Below are 22809 nucleotides of genomic sequence, written 5' to 3'. Positions count from 1 at the left end.
GGCACAGACACCCAAACGAGGCTCGGTTGCGGTATAACCGGGGGCGGACCGGGGAGGCGTGATGCGGGACTCCGACAGGGCCCGGCCGGCGGGGCGCGCTACGGCTAGGGATCTGTTCGAACAGGTGAGGCAGCGCTATTACCGCTTATCACCAAATGTGCGCAGATTCGGATATGCGGCGATCCTGGTCGCCTCCGTCGGCGTCGCGGCCACCACCGGCGGCGACGTGTCCACGACGTTCTTCCTCACCCTGGCGCTGCTCGCGTTCCTCGCGCTCACCCTGCGGTTCCCGCGGGCCGCGGCCACCGCGCTCGTGGTGCTCGGCTGGCTGGCCGCGGTGCTGCTCTCCAGCCGCCTGTACGGCCAGCAGTCGGCGGGCCCGACCCTGCTCATCCTGCTCGGCCTGCTCACCGCCGGGGCCGCCCACCTGATCCGCTGGCTGCCGCCCTGGCTGACCACGCTGGCCGCGCTGGTCCCCGCCGGGGTGCTGTCCGCCGTGGTCGCGCTGTTCGCGCCCCTCGCCGCGATCTGGGTGGCCTACGCCGCGGCGGGCGCGGTGCTGGTGTACCGGTTCGTCCAGGCGCGCCGGGTCCGGGCCGCGCTGACCGCCCAGGAACGGCAGGTCAGGGTCCGGGCCAGGGACGGCGGCGCTCCCGCCCAGCCCGCCGAGAAGGCCGCGCCCCCGCCCATCTCGGTGGAGGACGCGCTCGGCGAGCTGGAGAACATGATCGGCCTGACCCCGGTCAAGGAGCAGATGCGCTCCATAGCCGCCTCCATCGAGGCGTCCAGGCTGCGCGCCGAGGCCGGCTACTCGACCGGCCGGCCCATGCGGCACTTCGTCTTCGCCGGCCCGCCCGGCACCGGCAAGACCAGCGTGGCCCGCACCGTGGCCAAGATCTTCTACGCGTTCGGCCTGCTGGAGACCCCCTACGTCGTCGAGGCGCAGCGGGCCGACCTGGTGGGCGAATACCTCGGCGCCACCGCGATCAAGACCAATGAGCTGATCGACCGGGCGCTCGGCGGCGTGCTGTTCATCGACGAGGCGTACAGCCTGATGAACACCGGGGACGGCCAGGCCGACCGGTTCGGCGCGGAGGCGGTGCAGACCCTGCTCAAGCGGGCGGAGGACGACCGCGACCGGCTGATCATCATCCTGGCCGGCTACGAGAAGGAGATGGGCGCCTTCCTCGGGTCCAACCCGGGGCTGTCCTCGCGCTTCTCCACCAGGGTCAACTTCCCCTCCTACTCCGCCGAGGAGCTGCTGAGCATCACCGGCCTGCTCCAGCACGGACGCGGCGACCGGATGGCGCCCGACGCCCGGCCGGTCCTCCTCGGCCTGTTCGACGACGTGCACCGGCGCGGCCTCGTCGACGAGCTGGGCAACGCGCGGTTCGCCCGCAGCGTGGTCGAGGCGGCCGCGCAGGCCCGCGACGTACGGGTCGTCGGCGCGGGCGGCTCGCCCACCACCGAGGACCTCGTGACCACCACCGCCGCCGACCTCACCAAGGCGTTCGACGAGCTCACCGCCCGCTTCCGCGGCTACCAGGCCACCCCCACCCTGGAGGACGCGCTCGCCGACCTGGACAGGATGGCCGGCCTGGAACCCGTCAAGCGGCAGGTGCACGCGATCACCGCGCAGCTCAGGGTCGCCCGGATGCGCCAGGAGCGCGGCCTGCCCACCCCGCCGCAGATGCGGCACTTCGTCTTCGTCGGGCCGCCCGGCACGGGCAAGACCACCGTGGCCCGCATCCTCGGCCGCGTCTTCGCCGCGCTCGGCCTGCTCGCCCGGCCCGACGTGGTGGAGGCGCAGCGGGCCGACCTGGTGGGCCAGCACCTCGGCGCGACCGCGATCAAGACCAACGAGCTGGTCGACCGGGCGCTCGGCGGCGTGCTGTTCATCGACGAGGCGTACAGCCTGTTCAACACCGGCTACACGGGCGGCGACGCGTTCGGCGCGGAGGCGGTGCAGACCCTGCTCAAGCGGGCGGAGGACGACCGCGACCGGCTCGTCATCGTGCTGGCCGGGTACGCGGAGGAGACGGACCGCTTCCTCGCCACCAACCCGGGCCTCGCCAGCAGGTTCAACCAGCGGGTGACCTTCCCCTCCTACACCCCGGCCGAACTGGCCGCCATCGCCGCGCTGCTCGCCGAGAAGGCGGGCGACCGCTTCGACGAGGCCGCGCTGCGCGACCTGGACGAGGTCTTCACCTGGGTGTGCGGCGAGCGGCTCATCGACGAGCTGGGCAACGGCCGGTTCGCCCGCTCCCTGTTCGAGCGCGCCGCCATGCGCAGGGACGTACGGCTGGCCGCCGGCGCCGGTCCGGCCAGCGAGCACGAGCTGACCACGATCACCAGCGAGGACGTCCGCGCCGCCGTGGACGAGCTGGCCGACCGCTAGTGACCCCGGCCGGCCGCTGGGCAACGGCCGGCCGCCGGCAACCCCGGTCGGCCGCTGGGCGACGGCCGGCCGCCGGGCCGCCGGAAGAGATCGGGGACACCTCGGCGATTCGGCGGCCACGCGACCTGGCATGACTACAATCGGTAACATCGTCGGCGCATACCGTGTGCGAAGAAAGTGGGGCGATGGCCGGGTTCCTGCTGCGCAGGCTGATCAACCACGTCGTGCTCGTCGCCGTCGCCACCAGCCTCGCCTACATGCTGGCCGCGATCGCCTTCGACCCGAGGTCCAACTACCAGGACCGCAGCCCGCGCCCGCCCGAGGCGGTCGTCGACGCGCGGCTCGACGAGCTGGGCCTCAACGACAAGACGCCGCTCTTCGAGCGCTATCTCGCCTGGGCGGGCGGCGTCCTGCGCGGCGACTTCGGGCCGAGCGTGACCGGCGAGCCGGTGCTCGACGACCTCGCGCGGCGGGCCGGGGTGACGCTCCGCCTGGTGCTCACCGGGCTGCTGGCCGGCAGCGCCGCCGGGGTGCTGGCCGGCGCCTACGCGGCGGTCCGGCAGTACGGCGTGTTCGACCGGCTCACCACCGGGCTGTCCTTCGTCGTGCTCGCGGTGCCCGTCGTCGTGCTCGCCAACATGTCGATCATCGCGGCGACCTGGCTCAACGACCTGGCCGGGGCCAGGATCCTGCTGGTCAGCGGCGAGGCCACGCCCGGCCTGCGGGGCGGGTTCGCCGCCCACCTGGCCGACCGCGTCCAGCACCTCGCGCTGCCCACGTTCACGCTGTCCCTGGGACTCGCCGCGATCTACAGCCGCTACCAGCGCAACATGATGCTCGACGTGCTCGGGGCCGACTTCGTGCGCACCGCGATGGCCAAGGGGCTGAGCAGGCGCGCCGCCCTGGTCCGGCACGCCCTGCGTACGGCGCTCATCCCGGCCGCCACCTACTTCGCCTTCTCCTTCGGCGCCCTGCTGGTCGGCGCCACCTTCACCGAGAAGATCTTCGGCTGGCACGGCCTGGGCGAGCGGCTGATCGACTCGATCTTCACCAACGACGTGCACACCGTGGCCGCGATCAGCTGCTTCGCCGCCTGCGCCGTGCTCGTCGCCTCGCTGGCCGCCGACGTGCTGCACGCGGCTTTGGACCCGAGAGTCCGGGTGAGCTGACATGGTCACGTCGGCCGAACGACCGGCCGGGGCCGCCCCGTCCGCCGCCGACCAGGACGCCGGCCCGCCGTCCAGGGGCCGGGTGGTGGCCGGGCGGTTCTTCGCCTCCTGGCAGGGCCGGGCCGGGTTCGCGCTGCTGGCGCTGCTGTTCGCGCTCGCCTTCGCGGGGCCGGCGCTCAGCCGCTGGTCCTACACCGACAAGGACTTCCTGGCCTTCCTCAGCCCGCCCTCGGCGGACCACTGGTTCGGCACCCTGCAGACCGGCGCCGACGTCTACGCCGTCACCCTGCGCGGGATGCGCAGGTCGCTGGTCGTCGGGCTGCTCGCCGCGCTGCTGTCCACCGCGCTGGCCGCCGTCGTCGGCGCCTTCGCCGGCTATTTCCTCGGCTGGACCGACCGGGCGCTGACCTGGGTCACCGACCTGCTGCTCGTGCTGCCGGCCTTCCTCATCCTGGCGATCATGTCGCCGATGTTCTCCGGCGGCCAGTGGCCGCTGTTCGTGGCCGTGCTGGCACTCTTCCTGTGGATGGTCACCTCGAAGATCGTGCGCGGGATCACGGTCTCGCTCAAGGAGCGGGAGTTCGTACAGGCGGCCCGGTTCATGGGGGTCTCGCCGGCCCGGATCATCTTCCGGCACATCATCCCGAACATGTCGTCCCTGCTCGTGGTGGACGCCACGCTCAACGTCAGCGCCGCGATCCTCACCGAGACCAGCCTGTCCTACTTCGGGTTCGGCATCCAGCCGCCCGACGTCTCGCTCGGCACGCTGATCGCCGACGGCTCGCCGACCGCCGTCTACGCGCCGTGGACCTTCTGGTTCGCCGCCGGGCTGCTCGTCGTCATCGTGCTGGCGGTCAACCTGGCCGGCGACGCCCTGCGCGACGCCTGCGATCCCGAGTCGGGGAGGTCGCGGTGACCCCTCCCGTGCTGGAGGTCGCCGGCCTCACCGTGACCTTCCCCGGCGCCGGCGGCCCGGTGCCCGTCGTGCGCGGCGTGGACTACGCGGTCGCGCCCGGCGAGGTGCTGGGCATCGTCGGCGAGTCCGGGTCGGGCAAGTCGGTGACCGCGCTGGCCGTGATGGGCCTGCTGCCGCCGCGCGCCACGATGACCGGGTCCGTGCGGCTGCACGGCGAGGAGCTCGCCGGCGCGCCGGAGCGACGGCTCACCGCCGTGCGCGGCAGGACGATCTCGATGGTCTTCCAGGACCCGCTGTCCGCGCTCACCCCGGTCTACCGGGTGGGCGACCAGATCGCCGAGGCGATCCGGGCGCACCGGCGGATCGGCGCCAAGGAGGCGGAGCGCCGCGCGGTCGAACTGCTCGACCTGGTCGGCATCCCCAGCCCCCGGCAGCGGGCCCTCGCCTTCCCGCACGAGTTCTCCGGCGGCATGCGGCAGCGTGTGATGATCGCGATGGCCGTCGCCAACGACCCCGACGTCATCATCTGCGACGAGCCGACCACCGCGCTGGACGTGACGGTCCAGGCCCAGGTGCTGGAGGTGCTGCGGACCGCCCAGCGGGAGACCGGCGCGGCGATCGTCATGATCACGCACGATCTCGGGGTGGTCGCCGGGCTCGCCGACCGGGTCCTCGTGATGTACGCGGGGCGGGTCGTGGAGGCCGGCCGGGTGGACGACGTCTACCACCGGGCGCGCATGCCGTACACGCGGGGGTTGCTCGGGTCGGTGCCGAGGCTCGACGGGGGGCGGGCGCGGCTGGCGCCCATCGACGGGACGCCGCCCTCGCCGGGCGCGCTGCCGCCGGGCTGCCCGTTCGAGCCGCGCTGCCCGGCGGCGCTCCCGGAGTGCCGCGAGGCCGAGCCGCCGCTCGTGGCGGCGGGCGGGCCGGGGCAGGCGGCGGCGTGCGTCCGCGCCGCCGAGCCCGTTGCGGACCCCGTCGCGGACCCCGCTGAGGCGGCTGAGGCGGCTGGGGCGGATCCCGGTACGGCGGCCGGACGGGCGGACGGGCGGCCGGAGCGTGCGGTGGTGTTGCGGGTCGACGGGCTGGTCAAGCATCATCCGCTGGTCAGAGGGGCGGTGCTGCGGCGCAGGGTCGGCACCGTGCGCGCGGTGGACGGCGTCACCTTCGACGTGCGCGAGGGCGAGACGCTCGGCCTGGTCGGCGAGTCCGGCTGCGGCAAGACGACGACGCTGATGCAGATCCTCGAACTCGCCGCCCCCCAGCGGGGCACCATCGCCGTCCTCGGCAGGGACACCGCGCGGCTGCGGGCCGGCGACCGGACGGCGATCCGGCGCGACCTCCAGGTGGTCTTCCAGGACCCGCTGGCCGCGCTCGACCCGCGGATGACGGTCCACGACATCCTCGCCGAGCCGCTGCGCGCGCACGGCAGGCCGCCGGGGCCGCGGGTGCGTGAGCTGCTCGGCCTGGTCGGGCTGGAGGCGGAGCACGCCGGCCGCTACCCGAGGGAGTTCTCCGGCGGGCAGCGGCAGCGGATCGGGATCGCGCGGGCGCTCGCCCTGGAGCCGCGGCTCGTCGTGCTCGACGAGCCGGTCTCGGCGCTGGACGTGTCGATCCAGGCGGGCGTGGTCAACCTGCTGGCCGAGCTGAAGGAACGGCTCGGGCTGTCCTATCTGTTCGTCGCGCACGACCTCGCCGTGGTGCGGCACATCGCCGACCGGGTCGCCGTGATGCACCTGGGCAGGATCGCCGAGATCGGGCAGGTGGACCGGGTGTACGCCGCCCCGGCGCATCCCTACACGCAGGCGCTGCTGTCGGCCGTCCCGCTGCCCGACCCGGCGCGGGAGCGGGCCAGGCGGCGGATCCTGCTGGAGGGCGACCTGCCCAACCCGGCCTCGCCGCCGTCGGGCTGCCGGTTCCGCACCCGGTGTCCCCGGTTCACCGCGCTCGGCCCGGCGGAGCGGGACCGCTGCGTGCGGGAGGAGCCGGAGGTGCGGCTGCTGGGGGGAGACCAGGGAGCCGCCTGCCACTACGCCGAGCGCGTCGACGTCATGTGAATGGGGAGGAAAAGTGGGAGATATCCGGCGCTTGGTCGTCGCCCTCGCCGTGGGCGGCACGCTGGTCTCGACCGGATGCGGTCAGGCGGGCCCCGGCGGAGGATCGGACGAGAGGGCGGCCGGGCCGGTCCGGGCGTACGACATCAACCCGGTGCCGCGCGACCAGGTGAAGGACGGCGGCACGCTCCGCTGGGGCATCGACGAATACCCCAGCCAGTGGAACCTCAACCACATCGACGGCAACCTCGCCAACGTCAAGGTGGTGATCGACGCCCTGATGCCCTCGCCCTTCCGTTCCGACGAGCGGGCCGACATCTCGGCCAACTCCGACTACCTCCTCGACGGCAGGATCACCCACACAGAGCCCAGGCAGGTGGTGCGCTACCTGCTCAACCCCAAGGCCAGGTGGTCCGACGGCACCCCGATCACCTGGGCCGACTACGAAGCCCAGTGGAAGGCGCTCAGCGGTGACGACGCCGACTACCGGGTCGCCGCGACCAACGGTTACCAGGACATCCAGAGCGTGGTCAGGGGCGAGACCGACCACGAGGTGATCGTCACCTTCGCCCGGCCCTTCGCCGACTGGCAGGGACTCTTCTCACCGCTCTATCCCCGGGTCACCAACGCCACCCCGGAGTCGTTCAACGACGGCTGGCTGAACCGCATCCCGATCACCGCGGGGCCGTACAGGTTCGGTTCCTTCGACCGGACGGCCAAGACCGTCACGCTGGTGCGCGACCCCGGGTGGTGGGGGCAGGCGGCCAAGCTCGACCAGATCGTCTTCCGCGGCCTGGAGGGGGACGCCCTGGTCGCCGCGTTCACCAACGGTGAGCTCGACCTCTTCGACGTCGGCGCGTCCGCGCCGGACAACGCCCGCGCCAAGGCCGCCGCCGACGCCGTCGTACGGCAGGCGGCCGGGCCCGACTTCCGGCACATCACCATGAACGGCGAGAGCCGGGCGCTGTCCGACCCCGCGGTCCGCCAGGCCGTCGCGATGGGCATCGACCGCCAGGTCATCGCCCGGTCCGACCTGCACGGCCTGGACTGGCCGATCGAGCTGCTGAACAACCACTTCTTCATGAACACCCAGGACGGCTACCAGGACAACTCCGGCGAGATCGGCAGGTACGACCCCGCCAAGGCCGGGCAGCGGCTCGACGCCGCGGGCTGGAAGACCGTGGGCGACGTGCGGATGAAGGACGGCCAGGAGCTGAGCCTGCGTATGGTGTTCCCGGCCGGCGGGCAGATCGGCAAGGCGGAGAGCGAGCTCGTGCAGAGCATGCTCAGGCCGATCGGGGTCAAGGTGGTCCTGCAGCCGGTGCCCTCGGACGACTTCTTCACCAAGTACGTCATCCCCGGCAACTACGACCTGGCGCCGTTCGCCTACATCGGCACGCCGTACCCGGTCTCCAGCGCCTACGGGCAGTATGCCGACGCGCTGCCCGGACCGCAGGGCCGCAAACGGTGGAACGCGAACCTCGGCCGCATCGGCAGCCCCGAGATCGACAGGCTGTTGCAGCAGGCCGGCAGCGAGCTGGACCCGGCGGCGGCCCGCGCCCTGATCAACGAGGCGGACGCCCTGATCTGGAAGCAGGTCAACGTGCTGCCCCTCTACCAGCGCCCGCAGCACGTGGCGGCCAGGTCGTCGCTGGCGAACGTCGGCGCCCGCGGCTTCCACGACCTGCGGTACGCCGACATCGGCTTCACCCGCTGACGCCTGCCTGCGGCGGTACGCCGGCAGCGGCTCCGGTTCTGTCGGTGGTGGCCTGTAATGAGGTGTCATGAGCGTCTCACTGACCGGGCCGCAGGTCCTCGCCTGGCGGCTTCCGGTGCGTGTCACAGGCCATGGCCTTCAGGTCGCGGTCCTTCAGGTCGTGGTCTTCAGGTTGTGGTCTTCAGGTTGCGGTCTTCAGGCTGAGTTCCTTAGGTCGGGTTCTTCACGTCGTGGTTTTCAGGTCGTGGTTTTCAGGTGGGCGGCCACGGCCTGCTCGGCCTGGGCGAGTCGTTCCTCCGGCGGGCCGCAGACCACCGCGTGCGGCATCTCGCGGGCGGCCAGCTCGTCGCGGAAGCGGCGCTCCATCCCGTGCCTGATCGCCTCGCCGTCCCGCCAGCCGTCCTGCTCGAACGGCACGCCCGCCACGGTGGTGAGGATCCACAGGTCGTGCCGGGCGCTCTCGTGGATCAGCTCGACCTGCGGCGAGAGCGTACCCAGATAGCGCTCGTGCCACAGCGAGGTGGCGAAGGCGTCGGTGTCGCAGACCAGGACCGGGGAGCCCACCCGCGCCGCCGCGTCCTCCCAGGCGAGCTGGCGGTGCGCGATCTCGGTGAACTCCGCGGAGTCCCAGGTGAGATCCGCCAGCCCCGGTTCCGGCTCGCCGAGGGCCTTGGCGGACCTGCGGGCGAGGGCCAGCTTCTCCTCGCAATACGTCCGGCCGTACTCGGGGACCCAGCGGGTGGCGGCCCACACGCCGCCGCGCCCGGCGAGCCGGGCCGCGAGCGCGCGGGCCAGCGTGGTGGTGCCGCTGGACTCGGCGCCGACGATCACCACCCGCCGGGCGAAGTGCGCGCGGACCGCGGGGGAGAGGTGCTGCCAGCAGGCCGCCGGGTCGGCGCGCACCGCGGTCCCGCTGACCGGGTGGGCGGCGCGGGCGGGGTCCACCGCGACGTGCTCCGCGCCGAACCGCCCGGCCAGCTCGGGACCGTAGTCCTCGGAGGAGAAGACGGCGTCGATCCCGTCCGGTGAGCCGTGGGCCAGGGACAGCGCGTGCCGGAAGATCTCGACGTGGGCGGACCAGATCTCCGGGTCCGCGTAGTCGATGTCCACGTCGTCCACCACCGGCGCGATCGTCACGTGCGGCTGCGGATGGGCCTCGCGCAGCCACCCGGCCCGCAGCGCGAGCGGGATCGTCTCCGCGCTGGAGGCGGCCACCACGACGGTCACCCGGTCACACCTCTCGGCCGCCGTGTCGATCAGGAAGTGGTGCCCGGCGTGCGGCGGGTAGAACTTGCCGATCACCAGGCCGTGCCGGAAGGTCATGCCGCCACCGGTTCCGGCCGGGTGACGAGATCCCGCCGCCAGGCCGCGAGCCCGGCGACGCACAGGGCGAGGAAGATCACGTACAGCGCGCTGGTCAGGTAGAGGCCCTTGTAGGCGTAGAGCGGGATGTAGACGACGTCCACGGTGATCCACAGCCACCACGACTCCAGCAGCTTGCGGCTCTGCCCGTAGGTCGCCATCAGCGACAGGGCCGTGGTCAGCGCGTCCCAGAAGGGCACCGAGGAGTCGGTGTACCGGGCCAGCACCCAGGTGAGCCCGGCGGTCGCCGCCGCGCCGCAGACGATCAGCGCCGCCCACTCGCCCCGCCCGGTACGCGAGACGGTCAGCCTGCTCCGGTCCGCCCCGCCGTACAGCCACTGCCACCAGCCGTAGAGCGCCAGGACGACGTAGACGATCTGGAGCGCGGCGTCGGCGTAGAGGCCGGCGGTGAGGAAGACCAGGCCGAGGAGCACGACGTTCGCCACGCTGATCGGCCAGTTCCAGATGTGCTGGCGGACCACCAGCCACACGGTCAGCACGCCGGTCACGAACCCGAGGAGTTCGGCCCAGCTTGTCGGCACGCCGCCGAGGGTGAACGCGGGGGAGAGAAGAGGGCCGAGGAGTTCGGACAGGTCCATCGAGAACCTCCTTAATCGTCAGAGTGACGATAACAGAGGCGCGCCCTGACGTCCTTTGTGAAAAAGGTCACCCCGCTGGGCCGCCCAGCGGGAGGTGACGGCGCGCTGGGCCGTCCAGAGGGAGGCGAGGGTGCTGGGCCGTTGAGGGGGAGGTGGTGGCGTGCTGGGTGGTTCGGGAGGAGGCGAGGGTGTGCTGGGCTGTTCGGGGAGAGGTGAGGTGCTGGGTTGTCCGGGGTGGTGACGGCGTGTACGGGGTCGCCGTCGGCCGTGGGTCGGGCGAGGCGCGGAGGTCGGGACGCCGCCGGGGCGGTCAGTGCCGGAAGTGGAGGTGGTCGCCGGGGCGGAGCTGGGCGGCCAGGGGGAGGTCGGCGGCGGCGACGACGGCGATCACCGGGTAGCCGCCGGTCGGCGGGTGGTCGGCCAGGAAGATGATCGGACTGCCGCTCGGCGGCACCTGGATCGCCCCCTGCACCATCCCCTCGCTGGGCAGCTCCCCGGTACGGGCCCGGGGCAGGACCGGCCCGGAGAGCCGCATGCCCACCCGGTTGCTCTCCGCGGTCACCTCGTACGGCCCGCCGCACAGCACGCCCAGGGCGGCCGGGGCGAACCAGTCCTCGCGCGGCCCGGGGAGCACCCGCAGCACCGGCTGGCGTGGCAGCGAGAGGGGCGGAGCGGCGTCCACGGTGATCGGTCCGAGGCCGGCGACCGGGCCGACGGCGAGCCGCTGGCCCGCGCGCAGCGGTGCGGGACCCAGGCCGGACAGGGAGTCGGTGGACCGGCTGGACAGCACGGGCTCCACGTCCACGCCCCCGCGGACGGCGACGTAGGTACGCAGCCCGGCGGCCGGGACGCCGACGCCCAGCTCGGACCCGGCCGGCATCCAGACCGGTGCGCACATCCCCACCCCGGCGTGCCCGCGCGGCACCTGGAGCGGACACGGCGCGCCGGTCACGGCGATCCAGCAGGGCCGGGGGAACCGCAGCCGGGCGCCGCCGAAGGTCAGCTCGATCGCCGCGTGGCCCTCCGGATTGCCCACGAGGCGGTTGGCCAGCGTGAGGCTGCGCCGGTCGGCGGCCCCGGACCGGGGCACACCGAGATGCGCGTAACCCGGCCGGCCGAGATCCTGCACGGTCGCGTACGCACCTGGAGAGAGGATTTCGATCATGAGGTCGCCTCGAACCGGACCCGCATCCCGGGACGGAGCACGGCCGGGGGATCGGCGTGGGTGTCCCACACGGGCAGTGTGGTGTGCCCGAGGAGCCGCCAGCCGCCGGGGGAGGCGGCGGGGTAGACGGCCGCGTGCGGCCCGGCGATCGCCACCGCCCCGGCGGGCACGAAGGTGCGCGGGGTGTCCAGGCGGGGCACGTGGAGCGCCGGATCCAGACCGGTCAGGTAGGCGAACCCGGGTGCGAAGCCCAGCCAGCCGACGACCAGCTCGCTGCCGCAGTGCCGGGCGACCACCTCGCCGGGCGACAGGCCGGTCAGCCGGGCGACGTCGTCGAGGTCCTGCCCGTCGTAGACGACGGGGACGGTCACCAGCCCGGCGTCGTCCCCGCCTACGCCGGACCGGGGCGTCCGCGCGGTGTCCAGGAGCGCGGTCAGCCGGGTGCCCAGCTTGGCGAGGTCGGCGTCCGGCGCGACCACGAGGACGGTCTCCGGCCCGGGGACGATCTCCGCGACCCCGGCCGGCCGCTCCTCCCGTAACAGCCGGTCAAGCCGGTGGGACACCTCCAGCGCCCCGGTCTCCACCAGCAACGCAGCCTCTCCCACCTGCCGGATCACCCATCCCTCCAGACCACCACACAGGCGTACGTCCGACCCTCCGCGCGAAGTCCTCCGATCACCCGGCACCCCCGTGAGCGACCCGCCGTACGGCCCCCCGCGCGGAGCGCCTGCGCGGTGCATGAGGACCCCGCCCTTTGAAGCCCTGCACGGAGCGCCTTCCCAGCACATGAGCCCGCCGTCTGAAGCCCTGCGCGGTACATGAGGAGCCCGCCGCATGAAGCCCCGCGTGGAGCGCCAGCACATGAGCCCGTCGCATGAAGCCCGGCGCGGAGTACCTGCGCGGTGCATGAGGAGCCCGGCGCATGAACCCCTGGGCGGAGTGCCTTCCCGGCAGGTGAGCGGCCCGCCGTACGGACTCCTGCGCGGAGTGTCGTGGGGGCGGCACGTAAGGGGGCCGTCACGTGAAAGGCCGTAGGGAGACGCCCGCGGCGGTGAGGGAGTCGCGGACGCGGCGGGCCAGGCCGACGGCGCCGGGGGTGTCGCCGTGCACGCAGATGGAGCGGGCCTCGACCGGGATCGCGGAGCCGTCGGAGGCGGTCACGGTGTGGTCGACCGCCATGGTCACCGCGCGGGCCGTCACCTCGGCGGGGTCGTGCAGCACGGAGCCGGGCTCGCGGCGGGGGACGAGCGTGCCGCGCGGGGTGTAGGCGCGGTCGGCGAAGCACTCCGTCACCGTGGCGACCCCCTGGCGGGCGGCCACCTCGTGCACGGCGGAGCCGGGCAGGGTGAGGATCGGAAGGCTCCTGTCGTAGGCGGCGACCGCGGACACCACGGCCTCGGCCTGCCCGGCGTCGCGGCAGACCCGGTTGTAGAGCGCGCCGTGCGGCTTGACGTAGGAGACCCGGCCGCCCATCGCCCGCGCGATCCCGTCGACCGCGGCGAGCTGGTAGAGCACCTCCGAGGACAGCTCCTCGGGATCGACCTCCATCTCCCTGCGGCCGAACCCGGCCAGGTCACGGTAGGAGACCTGGGCGCCGATGCGCACTCCCCGGTCGACGGCCGCCGCGCAGGTGCGCCGGATGGTCAGCGGGTCGCCGGCGTGGAAGCCGCACGCGAGGTTGGCACTGGTGACGATGTCGAGCAGCGCGTCGTCGTCGCCGAGACGCCAGATGCCGAACCCCTCACCGAGGTCGGCGTTGAGGTCGATCGTCTTCACGGTCCCACTTTACGCCTGTGATCACTCCGCGCGCGGGTTCAGCGGGGTGCGACGAACAACGTCTGGGCGGCCTGGCCGATCTCGCCCGTCTCGTCGTACAGCACCGTGCGGGTGAGTCCGCGCCCGGCCGGGCCGATCGTGGTGGCGGAGTCCAGGCCGACCCATTCGCCGGCCGGTTCCCTGAACAGGGAGATGACCAGGTCGACGTTGACGAACAGGTGGGTGTGGAAACTCACCGCGCCGCTGATGCCGTTCCCGCTGTCGGCGAGGATCGCCACGCGTTCCAGCGGGGTGGGCTCCTCACCCTCGACCAGCGGCACCCGGGTGCGCCCCCACGCCGTCGCCGGGCCGGGCTCGTCGGGCGACCCGGCCACGAAGCGCCAGTCGGTGGCCCGGCCGTACCCGAAGCCGCCGGAGAACCACGAGTCGGGGGCCGGGGGAGCGGGGGGCGGCACCGGCGCGGGCGGCGGGGCGACCGGACCGGCCGGGGTGTCGCCCTCCCTGATCCGCCAGGCGGTGGCGCGCACGTACTCGCGGCCGCCGCTGGTGAGCGACGCCGACAGGCACTGCACCCGCTTGCCGTCCCTGACGACATCCGTGACGACCTGGACCTCGGCCACCGGCACGGGGGCGAAGACGTCCACCGCCAGCCGGGCCGGGGAAAGCCCCGGCCGCGGCGCGGTGCGGTGCAACTCGTGCACGAGGAGCCCGGCGACCGGCCCCAGGTGCTGCGTTCCCGGATCCCACGGGCCCTGGGTGTATTCCGTGGCCTTATAGCGGCCGCCGCCTCCGGCCAGGTACATCGCCGTCATGGAACGTGATTCTAGGGAAACCTGCGGACGTCACGCGGGTGGCGAGTCAGGAATGTCGGCGATGTCGTCGAGGGCGGCGGCGAGCTCGTCGGGATGGTCGCCGATCCGCTCGGCGATCTCGATGAGCACGTGCAGCACCTCGTGCCGGTCGTGGCCGAGGTCGAGCAGGCGCTGCGCGGCCTCCCAGAGCTGCGGCGGGTCGCCCTCCCATAGCCGGGTGGCGATCTCCTCGTGCCAGGCCAGATGCTCGTCGTAGTCGGCGCGGTGCCGCTCGGCGGCGTGGTCGACGCCCAGCAGCACCCGGCGGTCACCCTCGTCGGCCGGGTTGAGCCGGTCGAGCAGGATGTCGCCGTGCGTGCCCTGGAGATAGGGGAAGGCGAACGCCCGCCGGCCGAGGGCCGACAGGTCGCCGTCAGGCAGCAGCCGCTCGACCAGCTCCCGGTCCAGCCCGAAGGACGTCGGATCGCGGTAAGCCTCGGGGAACCGGGCGGTCGCCTCCCAGATCGCGTCCAGCGTCGCGCGCAGCCCCTCCTCCGGCAGCGCCGTGCGCCCGGCCGCGAACCGCGCCCACGCCGACAGCGCGTACGGCATCGCCTCCTGCTCCGCCGGGCTCAGCATCACCTTGCGCGGCAGCCAGTCGAGCAGGAACGTCTCGCACTTGGTGGGGCTGACCCGCAGCGGGCGCCCGAAGTCCTGCTCGCAGCCGTAGTCGATGATGTGGTCGGCGCACCGCGAGGCCGACGACGGGTCGGAGAGGTGCTCGGCCGCGTCCGAGGCGAGGAACTCCGCGGCCAGCATCGCCCGCCGCTCCCTGCTGTAGGGCGCCTCGGTGTGCAGCGGGGCCGGGCGCTTGCGGCCGGGTGGCAGCGCCTTGATCCGGGACCGGGCGAAGGCGTGGAAGGTGCTGTAACTCTCGCTGACCGGCGGCGGCCCGTTGCGGTCGCACGCCTCCCTGGTGGCCGTCATCGCCGACTCCAGCAGCGCCCTGGCCTGGGTCGGCTCGATCTCCTCGAACCGCAGCATCGGGTTGCCGCCCGCCTCCGCGCCCGCCTTCTCCAGCAGCTTGTCCACCTGCGAGGAGACCCACGCGTCCCGGGCCATGCCGCGCATGTTGTAGTCGACCACGACCACCAGCGCGTGCCGGTCCTCCTTGGTGGTCGTGCCGTCGAGGTCGCGGTAGGTGAAGGTGCACACGACGGTGTCCTGGTCGCCGTAGGCGTCTCTGGACACGTGGCAGCCGTCGGGCTTGACCGCGCCCACCCGGTCCGCCCAGCCCGGCCGGGCCACGCCGGACTCCATGAGGGCCAGCGCCGCGCCCTCGGCCTTCGCCGCCTGCCTGGCCGTGCCGAGGTAGGCCATCGCGATCAGCAGGGTGAGCCCCGCGGGGGTGCCGGCCTTGGCCGCGTAGTCGACGAGACCCTCGCCGAGCACCTGCTCGACGTCACCGCCGCGCAGCCGGCGGCCCCACCAGGCGCCGATCATGTCCGAGACCATCAGCTCGGCGTCGAGCGGGCTGCGGACGGCGAGCAACTCACGCGCGGCCAGCAGCATCTCGGCGAACACGTCGTCGGGCGGGGGGCTGTCCGAGGGCAGGCGGCGGTGCCGGGTCACCCGGCCTCCCTCGCCCGCCATGAGCTCCGGAGGCCGTCGTGCTTGCTGGCTGGCTCGCTCACACGACCTCCCGCGTCGGCCGCGTGATCCGAAGGCCGCCGTGCTGGTTGGCGCGCTCGGTCACGGGCTCAACCTTCTCGCATTCCAGGCCCGGAGGGCGCGTAGAACGCGGCCCGGTGACCCGTATGTTACCGGGGAATCCCCGACGGGGGCTCGGAGTTGACCAGCGCGAGCAGATGCTCACGAGCTACGCGCTCGACCACCTCCGGGGTGGCGGCGACGCCGAGATGCCTGACCCGGGCCAGGACGTCCGCCACCCGGCGGTCCACGGCCTCTTCGGGAATCTTCGAGAACTCCTCGGCCAGGCGCGCGCTGACCTGCTTCCACAGCACGACCGTGACGTCGGTGGTTCTTGTAGCGAGTGCAGACATGTTAAGCCGCATTCCCTCGCGAACAGGACCTAGTCCTCATTCCATATCTTCTCTCGCCGCTGTCAACCCCCCGAGGGTCGCCGTGCCAAGCTGAACCCATGCGCATCCAGCTCACGCAGCGACCAGAGGCAGACGACCTGCTCGGTCGCAGTCCGCTCGCCCTGCTGATCGGCATGCTCCTCGATCAGCAGATCCCGATGGAGTGGGCCTTCAGCGGCCCGTACACCATCGCCGAGAGGCTGGGGCACGACCTGACGGCCGAGGAGATCGCCCACCGGGACCCGGAGGATTTCGCCGCGCTTCTCGCCCGGAAACCCGCCGTGCACCGCTACCCTTCGTCGATGGCCAGACGCATCCAGCAGTTGGCCGCCTATCTCGTAGCACATCACGACGGTTCGGCGGAGGCTCTGTGGCGCGACGTGGCGGACGGCAAGGAGTTGCTCGGGCGCCTCACGGCCCTGCCCGGGTTCGGCAGGCAGAAGGCGCAGATCTTCCTCGCCCTGCTGGGCAAGCAGCTCGGCGTACGGCCGCCCGGCTGGCGTGAGGCGGCCGGGCCTTATGGCGAGGAAGGCGTTTTCCGGTCGGTCGCCGACGTGGTCGACAGGGAAAGCCTGGCCAAGGTCCGGCTCACCAAGCAGGAGGCCAAGCAGGCGGCGAAGGGAAAATAGCTTGATCTTGCTGCGGGTGGTGAAGCGTTTTTGACAGGATGCGTTGACCGCATGGCCGCCGGGGCTTCCGTCCGCGCATGCCCATCGCCGATGATGTACTGCAGGATCCGGTCCCCCGGAGCTGTGCTACGCCGATTCTCGAGTTTGGAGATGTGCCTCGTGGGAGACCATGGCACGCGACGGAGGTGCCGACCATGAGCGCCGAGACCTCCGTGCCCCGTCCCCGCGAGTCGGGTGTGGACATCTCGGACTCCGGCCTGCTCGACGGACTACTGGTCCAGACGCCCTATGCCTACGCGTTCTTCGACCTCGAAGGCAGGTTCCAGCGGGTCAACGACGTCCTCGCCGAGGTCGTCGGCGTCACGCCCGCCGAGCTGGCCGGCCGTACGCCGGGGGAGACGCTGCCGGCCGACCTGACGGCGCTGATCGAGGGCGCCGTGCAGACCGCCGTGGCCGAGGGGCGCACGGTCGAGGGACCCGACCAGCGGGTCAGGGTCCGGTCGGCCGACGGGCGGACCCGTCACTGGTCGCTGTCCTTCTCGCCGGTCCGCGACGAGAAGGACGAGCTGCGCGCCGTCGTGCTGGTCGGCGTCGACGTCACCGACAGCCGGCAGACCGAGGAGGACCTGCGCCGCAGCGAGGAGCGTTACCGCTCGCTGGTCGAGGCCCAGTCCCAGCTCGTCCACCGGCCAGGGCCTGGAGGAATACCTCGCCCACGGCTGGCTGGAGGTCGTGCACCCGGAGGACCGGCCGCACACCGAGGAGGCGTGGCGCGAGGCGCTGCGCGGCCGGATCATGTTCGAGTGGAACTACCGCGTCCGCACCAGAGCCAGCGGTTACCGGCACTTCGAGGTGCGGGCCGTGCCGATCATCCGGCACGGCCGCGTCGTGGAATGGGTGGGCGCGAACACCGACGTCACCCCGCAGCGCGAGGCCGAGGAGATGCGCGGCCGGCTGACCGACCAGCTCGGCGCGGCGGCGCTGCGCACGGCACGGCTCCAGGGGGCCACCGCGATCCTCGCCGAGGCCCTCACGGTCGAGCAGGTGGTGCAGGTCATCATCGACGTCGGCCGCACGGCGCTGGCCGCCGACCGGTCCGCGGTCGCGCTGCTCGACCCGGACCGCGCGGTGCTCAAGCTGATCAACAACGGCGGCATGCCGGACATTCCGACCGAGGCGGGCGATGAGATCCCGCTCACCCAGTCCAGCGTCATGACCATGGCGGTGAACAGCCGCCGGCCGGTCTTCGCCGAGTCGCCGGACAGCCTGACCTCCCAGCTCGTCGACGCGGGCGCCGACGAGAAGATGATCGCCGACTACCTCGACAGCAGCGAGGAGCGGGCCTGGGTCGGGCTGCCGCTGCTGGCCGCCGGGCGGGCGCTCGGCGCGCTGAGGTTCGCCTTCACCCGGCCGCAGAAGATCTCCCAGGAGGACGGGGTCTTCCTGGAGGCGCTGGCCGGTCAGTGCGCCCTGGCGGTCGAGCGGGCCACGCTGTTCGAGCGCGAGCACCGTACCGCCGAGACGCTGCAGCGCAGCCTGCTGCCCGACAGCCTCCCCGTGGTCCGCGGCCTCGTGCTGGCCCAGCGCTTCCGCTCGGGCAGCCGCCACGTCCAGGTCGGCGGCGACTGGTACGACGCCTTCGTGCTGCAGGACAGCAGGGTCGCCGCGGTGGTCGGCGACGTCATGGGCAAGGGCGTCAAGGCCGCCGCGGGGATGGGCCGCATCCGCAACGCGATGCGCGCGCTGGCGCTCACCAACCCGCCGCCCGCTGCCGTGCTGACCGGCCTCGACCGCGTCTTCGAGGCCACCGAGGACGAGGAGCAGGTCACCTCGCTGGCCTACATGGTGGTGGAGCCCGGCACCGGTGAGGGCACGCTCGCGCTCGCCGGTCATCCGCCGCCGCTGCTGGTCTCGCCGCAGGGCGTCCCGCTGCTGTGCGACGGCGAGCCGGGCACCCCGCTCGGCTGGCCGACCAGCCGCCGCCAGTTCAGGTTCTGCGTTCCTCCCGGTCACACCGCCGTGCTCTACTCCGACGGCCTGGTGGAGAACCGCAAGCGGGGGCTGGACGCCGGGCTTGCGGAGCTTTGCTCAGTTGTGACCGAGGCGCCGCCGGAAGTGGTGGGAAGCCCCCACATGCTGCTCGACTTCCTGGTCGACCGCATGTTGGCCGGGTACGAGCAGGACGATGATGTTACCGTGCTGGCTATTCACGTGCCCGCCGCGACGAAGAGTGACTGAATGAATCAGTCATAACGGTTGCTTTCGGATATCAGTGCGCCGCATCCGTACGCACTACTCTCCGACGCGGCCTAGGGTGGAGGACAACCGCCGGGAGGCGGGCGTATGGATGGCGGCCTCGTGTCACAATGCTGGGCAGGTCCGTCGCGGTCCGTACGGCCTCGCCATCACAACTGAGAAGGCATCTGCCCCTAGTGGGCACCTGGGTCCATTGTCGCCACGCGTTCGTTCGAGAGGTGTTCGTGTCGCCTGCAAGTTCGACTCGCTCTAAGCCATCCGAGCTGAACGAGCCCGTCATTCAGCGACTGCTCGAGCGTGGGCGCTCGCAGGGTTTCCTGGAGTCCGAGGATGTCCGAAAGGCCTTCGAGGAGGCCGACATCCCGATGTCGCACGCTGCGGGGTTCCTGCGGAGCCTCAGCAAGGAGGGTGTGACCGTGGTGGTGACCGCCGCAGACGCGGCGGCCGCGCCCAAGCGGACTCGCGGAACGGGCAAGCGTCGCACCGCAGCCCCCGTCAAGAAGACCAAGGCCGCCTCGCCGGCCGCGAAGGAGCCGCAGCCGGAGACCGTCACCGCGGTCGTCAGCGAGCCGGAGCCCGCCAGGAAGGCCAGGCCCGAGCCCCCTGCGAAGAAGGTGGCGCCGCAGGCGAAGAAGGCGGCTCCTGTCAAGAAGACCAAGCCCGAGACCATGGCCGCCCCGGCGGCGGTCAAGGCCGAGGTGAAGGCGGACACCAAGCCCAAGTCCGCCGACGTCGAGGACGACGAGGACCTCGACCTCGATGTCGACGTCGAGCTGGAGGACTTCGAGCTCGACGTCGACGACGCGGTGGACACCGAGGTCGACGCCGAGGCGGACACCGAGGCCGAGCCCGAGGCCGAGGCCGAGCCCGACGAGGACGTCAAGGCCGAGGTCGTCGTGCAGAGCGACGACGAGGTGCTGATCCTCACCGACGACGACGATGACGCGCCGGTGGCCCAGGTGGCCGCCGCCGGAGCCACCGCCGACCCGGTCAAGGACTACCTCAAGCAGATCGGCAAGGTCCCGCTGCTCAACGCCGAGCAGGAGGTCGAGCTCGCCAAGCGCATCGAGGCGGGGCTCTTCGCCGAGGAGCAGCTCGGCTCCGACGGCGAGAAGCTCCCGGTGGACGTGCGCGCCGAGCTGGAGTGGATCGCCGAGGACGGCAGGCGGGCCAAGAACCACCTGCTGGAGGCCAACCTGCGGCTGGTCGTCTCGCTGGCCAAGCGGTACACCGGGCGCGGCATGCTCTTCCTGGACCTCATCCAGGAGGGCAACCTGGGCCTGATCCGCGCGGTGGAGAAGTTCGACTACACCAAGGGTTACAAGTTCTCCACCTACGCCACCTGGTGGATCCGCCAGGCGATCACCCGGGCGATGGCCGACCAGGCGCGGACCATCCGGATCCCGGTGCACATGGTCGAAGTGATCAACAAGCTGGCCCGGGTGCAGCGCCAGATGCTCCAGGACCTCGGCCGCGAGCCGACCCCCGAGGAGCTGGCCCGCGAGCTGGACATGACCCCTGAAAAGGTCATCGAGGTGCAGAAGTACGGCCGCGAGCCGATCTCGCTGCACACTCCGCTGGGCGAGGAGGGCGACAGCGAGTTCGGCGACCTCATCGAGGACTCCGAGGCCATCGTCCCCGCCGACGCGGTGAGCTTCACCCTGCTCCAGGAGCAGCTCCACTCGGTGCTCGACACGCTGTCCGAGCGCGAGGCGGGCGTCGTCTCGATGCGGTTCGGCCTGACCGACGGTCAGCCGAAGACGCTGGACGAGATCGGCAAGGTCTACGGCGTGACCCGGGAGCGGATCCGGCAGATCGAGTCGAAGACGATGTCCAAGCTGCGCCACCCGTCGCGCTCCCAGGTGCTGCGCGACTACCTCGACTAGTCACGGCGTTCCGGCAGGTCATCCGGCGTGTTCGCCACGCTGGGTGATCTGCCGTTAACGCACATGTAACACGCCGGTAGCGTGCCCTGACCGAGCCTGTTCTACGCTCGCCCGACATGGGTGTGATCGAAGTGGACAGGGTTCGCGCCCGGGGACCACGGGCGGTCGCCGATCGGGCATGGGCTGATCCCGTGCTCGACGACACGGTGGCCGCCGTGCGGCACGGCTCTTTGGAGACGGCCGGCACAGTCCTCGGCGCGACGCGATTAGATCCCGAGCGGCGCGCATTACGCGTGGAAGCGCTCGCCAAGGCCGCCGTGGGAGCGAGCAGTGCCGTCGAGGCGCTGGTCGCCCGGGACAACGGCAATCCGGACCTGTGGTTGTGGCTGGGCCGCACCAGGGTGGAGGAAGCCTGGCGGCTCAAGCCGGACGTGCGGGCGCGGGCCGTGCAGGCCCATCGCCTCCAGGCGTTCCGGCAGGCGATGGATGCCGCCCGCCAACCACTGCTCACAGCGGCGTCGCTGATGCCAGGGGATCCCGTCCCCTGGGAGGCGATGATGTGGGTGGCACTCGGCCTCGACCGGCCCCGGTCCGACAAGGACTCGGTCTGGTTCGAGGCCGCTCGTCGTTATCGGAGCCTTTTCCCGGCCAACGTCGCCCGGCTGGTCACGCTGTCCCCGGAGTGGGGCGGCACCGCGCAGGAGATGCTGGGCTTCGCCAGGGCCGCGGCGGCGCGGGCCGCGGACACCGATCCGCTGGCCGCGCTGGTGCCGCTGGCGCACTTCGAGCACGTCGCGGCCGGGCGCACGCCGATGTCGCGGGGCCCCTGGTTCTCGGAGGAGGCGCTGCGGGAGATCGTCGCCGCGGCGGGGCGCTGGTGGCAGCGGGGCGCGCACCCGCGGGCCATCGAGGCGCACAACGTCTTCGGGGCCGCGTTCTACCTCGCCGACCTGCGCAGACCGGCCCGCGGGCACCTGGCTCGCACCCGGGGCAGAGGCAGCCGGCTGGCCTGGTCCCACCTGGGCGATCCGGCCCAGCAGTATGTCCGAGCCTGCGCCCGGCTCAACGTTCCGACGGGCTGATCCCGGTTCCCATGGAAGGGCACGCCGCCCGAGGGCCCCGCACCCCCTCAGGCAAGGTGGCCAGGCGGTCAGCCGGCGTCGCAGGTGATGAGCCACGGCCCCCGGTCCCGTGGCCGCTTCTCCAGGCGTGCCCGGTGGCCGAGATCGGTGAGGTGTCTGGCGAGCTTCTCCGGGGTCTCCGGCTCCGTGCCGGAGGTCAGCAGGGAGCGGGCGACCGCGCCCCGCGTCGCCTTGGCCATGTGGCTGACGACCTTGCCGTCCCTGACCACCCGCACCGCCACCGACCGCTCGCCCGGCTGCCAGGCCGCGCCGTACGTCGCCGAGCGCAGGTCCACCACCAGGCCGGGGACCGCCCCGAGCGCCTCGGAGACGAACGGCCGCCAGAAGGCCGCCAGGTTGCCCATCGGCGGCAGCCGTACCCCCATCGACAGGCGGTAGGGCGGCACCCGGTCCTCGATCCGGAGCAGTCCCCAGAGCCCGGAGAAGATCACCAGTTGCCGCGCGGCCCGCTCGGCCGCCGCGGGGCCGAGCGTGGCCAGGCCGAGGTTGTCGTAGAGGACGCCGGTGTACAGCTCGGCAGCTCTGAGCGCCGGCGCCTCGCGCAGCGCGAGATTCCTGCCGATCTCCGCCGCCTGACCGTCGGACAGGCCGAGCACGGCCTGCGCGCCGGGGCCACGGCACAGCGTGGTCAGCGCGTCGAGGACGCGCTCCCTGGCCGGGGCGAGCGTGGGAAAGCCCAGCTCGGCGACCTGGACCGGCGCTCCGGCGCCGGCGGCGGCCTTGCTCTCGGACGGCGGCAGCAGAATCAGCACGAACGCCGACCCTACCCTGCGCGGACGTCCGCGCAGGGCGCGGCCGGGTCGCCCGCCCCGGCGGGCGAGCGCCTTCCGGGCGCCGGTCGGTCGCC

At 72.5% G+C, this 22809-nt stretch carries 17 protein-coding genes and 1 pseudogene; 9 read left to right on the top strand and 9 right to left on the bottom strand.

The features are described from left to right. Positions 1 to 61 precede the first annotated feature (61 nt). The 5 genes from QSK26_RS15240 to QSK26_RS15220 all read left to right on the top strand — a co-directional run bounded on the left by QSK26_RS15240 (position 62) and on the right by QSK26_RS15220 (position 8254). On the top strand, positions 62 to 2398 hold the full coding sequence (locus QSK26_RS15240; RefSeq protein WP_285775763.1) for an AAA family ATPase: 2337 nt from the start codon (positions 62 to 64) through the stop codon (positions 2396 to 2398). 185 nt (positions 2399 to 2583) lie between these two features. After that, a complete protein-coding gene (locus QSK26_RS15235; protein ID WP_285775835.1) occupies positions 2584 to 3567 on the top strand; it encodes an ABC transporter permease in 984 nt (327 codons plus the stop codon). A gap of 1 nt (position 3568) precedes the next feature. Then, positions 3569 to 4483, top strand: coding sequence for an ABC transporter permease (locus tag QSK26_RS15230; protein ID WP_285775762.1), 915 nt, complete (start codon positions 3569 to 3571; stop codon positions 4481 to 4483). Next, on the top strand, positions 4480 to 6540 hold the full coding sequence (locus QSK26_RS15225) for an ABC transporter ATP-binding protein (RefSeq protein WP_285775761.1): 2061 nt from the start codon (positions 4480 to 4482) through the stop codon (positions 6538 to 6540). Before QSK26_RS15230 ends, QSK26_RS15225 begins: the two co-directional genes overlap by 4 nt. A 13-nt stretch (positions 6541 to 6553) precedes the next feature. After that, positions 6554 to 8254 carry an ABC transporter family substrate-binding protein gene (locus tag QSK26_RS15220; RefSeq protein WP_285775760.1) on the top strand — a complete coding sequence of 567 codons (1701 nt, stop codon included), beginning with the start codon at positions 6554 to 6556 and terminating at the stop codon, positions 8252 to 8254. A gap of 237 nt (positions 8255 to 8491) precedes the next feature. On the opposite strand, the gene QSK26_RS15215 is transcribed toward QSK26_RS15220, so the two are convergent. The 8 genes from QSK26_RS15215 to QSK26_RS15180 all read right to left on the bottom strand — a co-directional run bounded on the left by QSK26_RS15215 (position 8492) and on the right by QSK26_RS15180 (position 16010). After that, positions 8492 to 9577 (bottom strand): AAA family ATPase, encoded by a 1086-nt coding sequence (locus QSK26_RS15215; RefSeq protein ID WP_285775759.1) that lies wholly within the window; start codon positions 9575 to 9577, stop codon positions 8492 to 8494. After that, positions 9574 to 10215, bottom strand: coding sequence for a nicotinamide riboside transporter PnuC (gene pnuC / locus QSK26_RS15210; protein WP_285775758.1), 642 nt, complete (start codon positions 10213 to 10215; stop codon positions 9574 to 9576). Before pnuC ends, QSK26_RS15215 begins: the two co-directional genes overlap by 4 nt. Before the next feature lie 310 nt (positions 10216 to 10525). Then, positions 10526 to 11380 (bottom strand): 5-oxoprolinase subunit C family protein, encoded by an 855-nt coding sequence (locus tag QSK26_RS15205; RefSeq protein ID WP_285775757.1) that lies wholly within the window; start codon positions 11378 to 11380, stop codon positions 10526 to 10528. Continuing rightward, positions 11377 to 11997, bottom strand: coding sequence for a 5-oxoprolinase subunit B family protein (locus QSK26_RS15200; protein ID WP_285775756.1), 621 nt, complete (start codon positions 11995 to 11997; stop codon positions 11377 to 11379). The genes QSK26_RS15205 and QSK26_RS15200 overlap by 4 nt, the downstream gene beginning before the upstream one ends. 400 nt (positions 11998 to 12397) lie before the next feature. Further along, on the bottom strand, positions 12398 to 13156 hold the full coding sequence (locus QSK26_RS15195) for a LamB/YcsF family protein (protein ID WP_285775755.1): 759 nt from the start codon (positions 13154 to 13156) through the stop codon (positions 12398 to 12400). A 38-nt stretch (positions 13157 to 13194) separates the two neighbouring features. Next, positions 13195 to 13968 (bottom strand): thioesterase family protein, encoded by a 774-nt coding sequence (locus QSK26_RS15190; protein WP_285775754.1) that lies wholly within the window; start codon positions 13966 to 13968, stop codon positions 13195 to 13197. A gap of 30 nt (positions 13969 to 13998) precedes the next feature. After that, entirely contained in the window at positions 13999 to 15519 is a 1521-nt protein-coding gene (locus QSK26_RS15185; protein ID WP_285775834.1) for a hypothetical protein, read from the bottom strand. A 248-nt stretch (positions 15520 to 15767) separates the two neighbouring features. Then, on the bottom strand, positions 15768 to 16010 hold the full coding sequence (locus tag QSK26_RS15180) for a hypothetical protein (protein WP_285775753.1): 243 nt from the start codon (positions 16008 to 16010) through the stop codon (positions 15768 to 15770). A gap of 98 nt (positions 16011 to 16108) precedes the next feature. On the opposite strand from QSK26_RS15180, the gene QSK26_RS15175 reads away from it, so the two are divergent. The 4 genes and pseudogenes from QSK26_RS15175 to QSK26_RS15160 all read left to right on the top strand — a co-directional run bounded on the left by QSK26_RS15175 (position 16109) and on the right by QSK26_RS15160 (position 21902). Further along, a complete protein-coding gene (locus QSK26_RS15175) occupies positions 16109 to 16678 on the top strand; it encodes an HhH-GPD-type base excision DNA repair protein (protein WP_285775752.1) in 570 nt (189 codons plus the stop codon). 194 nt (positions 16679 to 16872) lie between these two features. Further along, a pseudogene (locus tag QSK26_RS15170) lies at positions 16873 to 18916 on the top strand (SpoIIE family protein phosphatase). A gap of 242 nt (positions 18917 to 19158) precedes the next feature. Next, positions 19159 to 20820, top strand: coding sequence for an RNA polymerase sigma factor (locus QSK26_RS15165; RefSeq protein ID WP_285775751.1), 1662 nt, complete (start codon positions 19159 to 19161; stop codon positions 20818 to 20820). A gap of 116 nt (positions 20821 to 20936) precedes the next feature. Next, positions 20937 to 21902, top strand: coding sequence for a hypothetical protein (locus QSK26_RS15160; protein WP_285775750.1), 966 nt, complete (start codon positions 20937 to 20939; stop codon positions 21900 to 21902). A gap of 68 nt (positions 21903 to 21970) precedes the next feature. On the opposite strand, the gene QSK26_RS15155 is transcribed toward QSK26_RS15160, so the two are convergent. Further along, positions 21971 to 22714, bottom strand: a complete 744-nt coding sequence (locus tag QSK26_RS15155; protein ID WP_285775749.1) for a YaaA family protein — start codon at positions 22712 to 22714, stop codon at positions 21971 to 21973. Positions 22715 to 22809: the final 95 nt, after the last annotated feature.

It is taken from the genome of Microtetraspora sp. NBRC 13810 (genome assembly GCF_030268685.1).
Taxonomy (GTDB): Bacteria; Actinomycetota; Actinomycetes; order Streptosporangiales; family Streptosporangiaceae; genus BSRQ01.
Note: the sequence above shows the minus strand (reverse complement) of the source record. Positions and strands in the feature narration are given on the sequence as shown.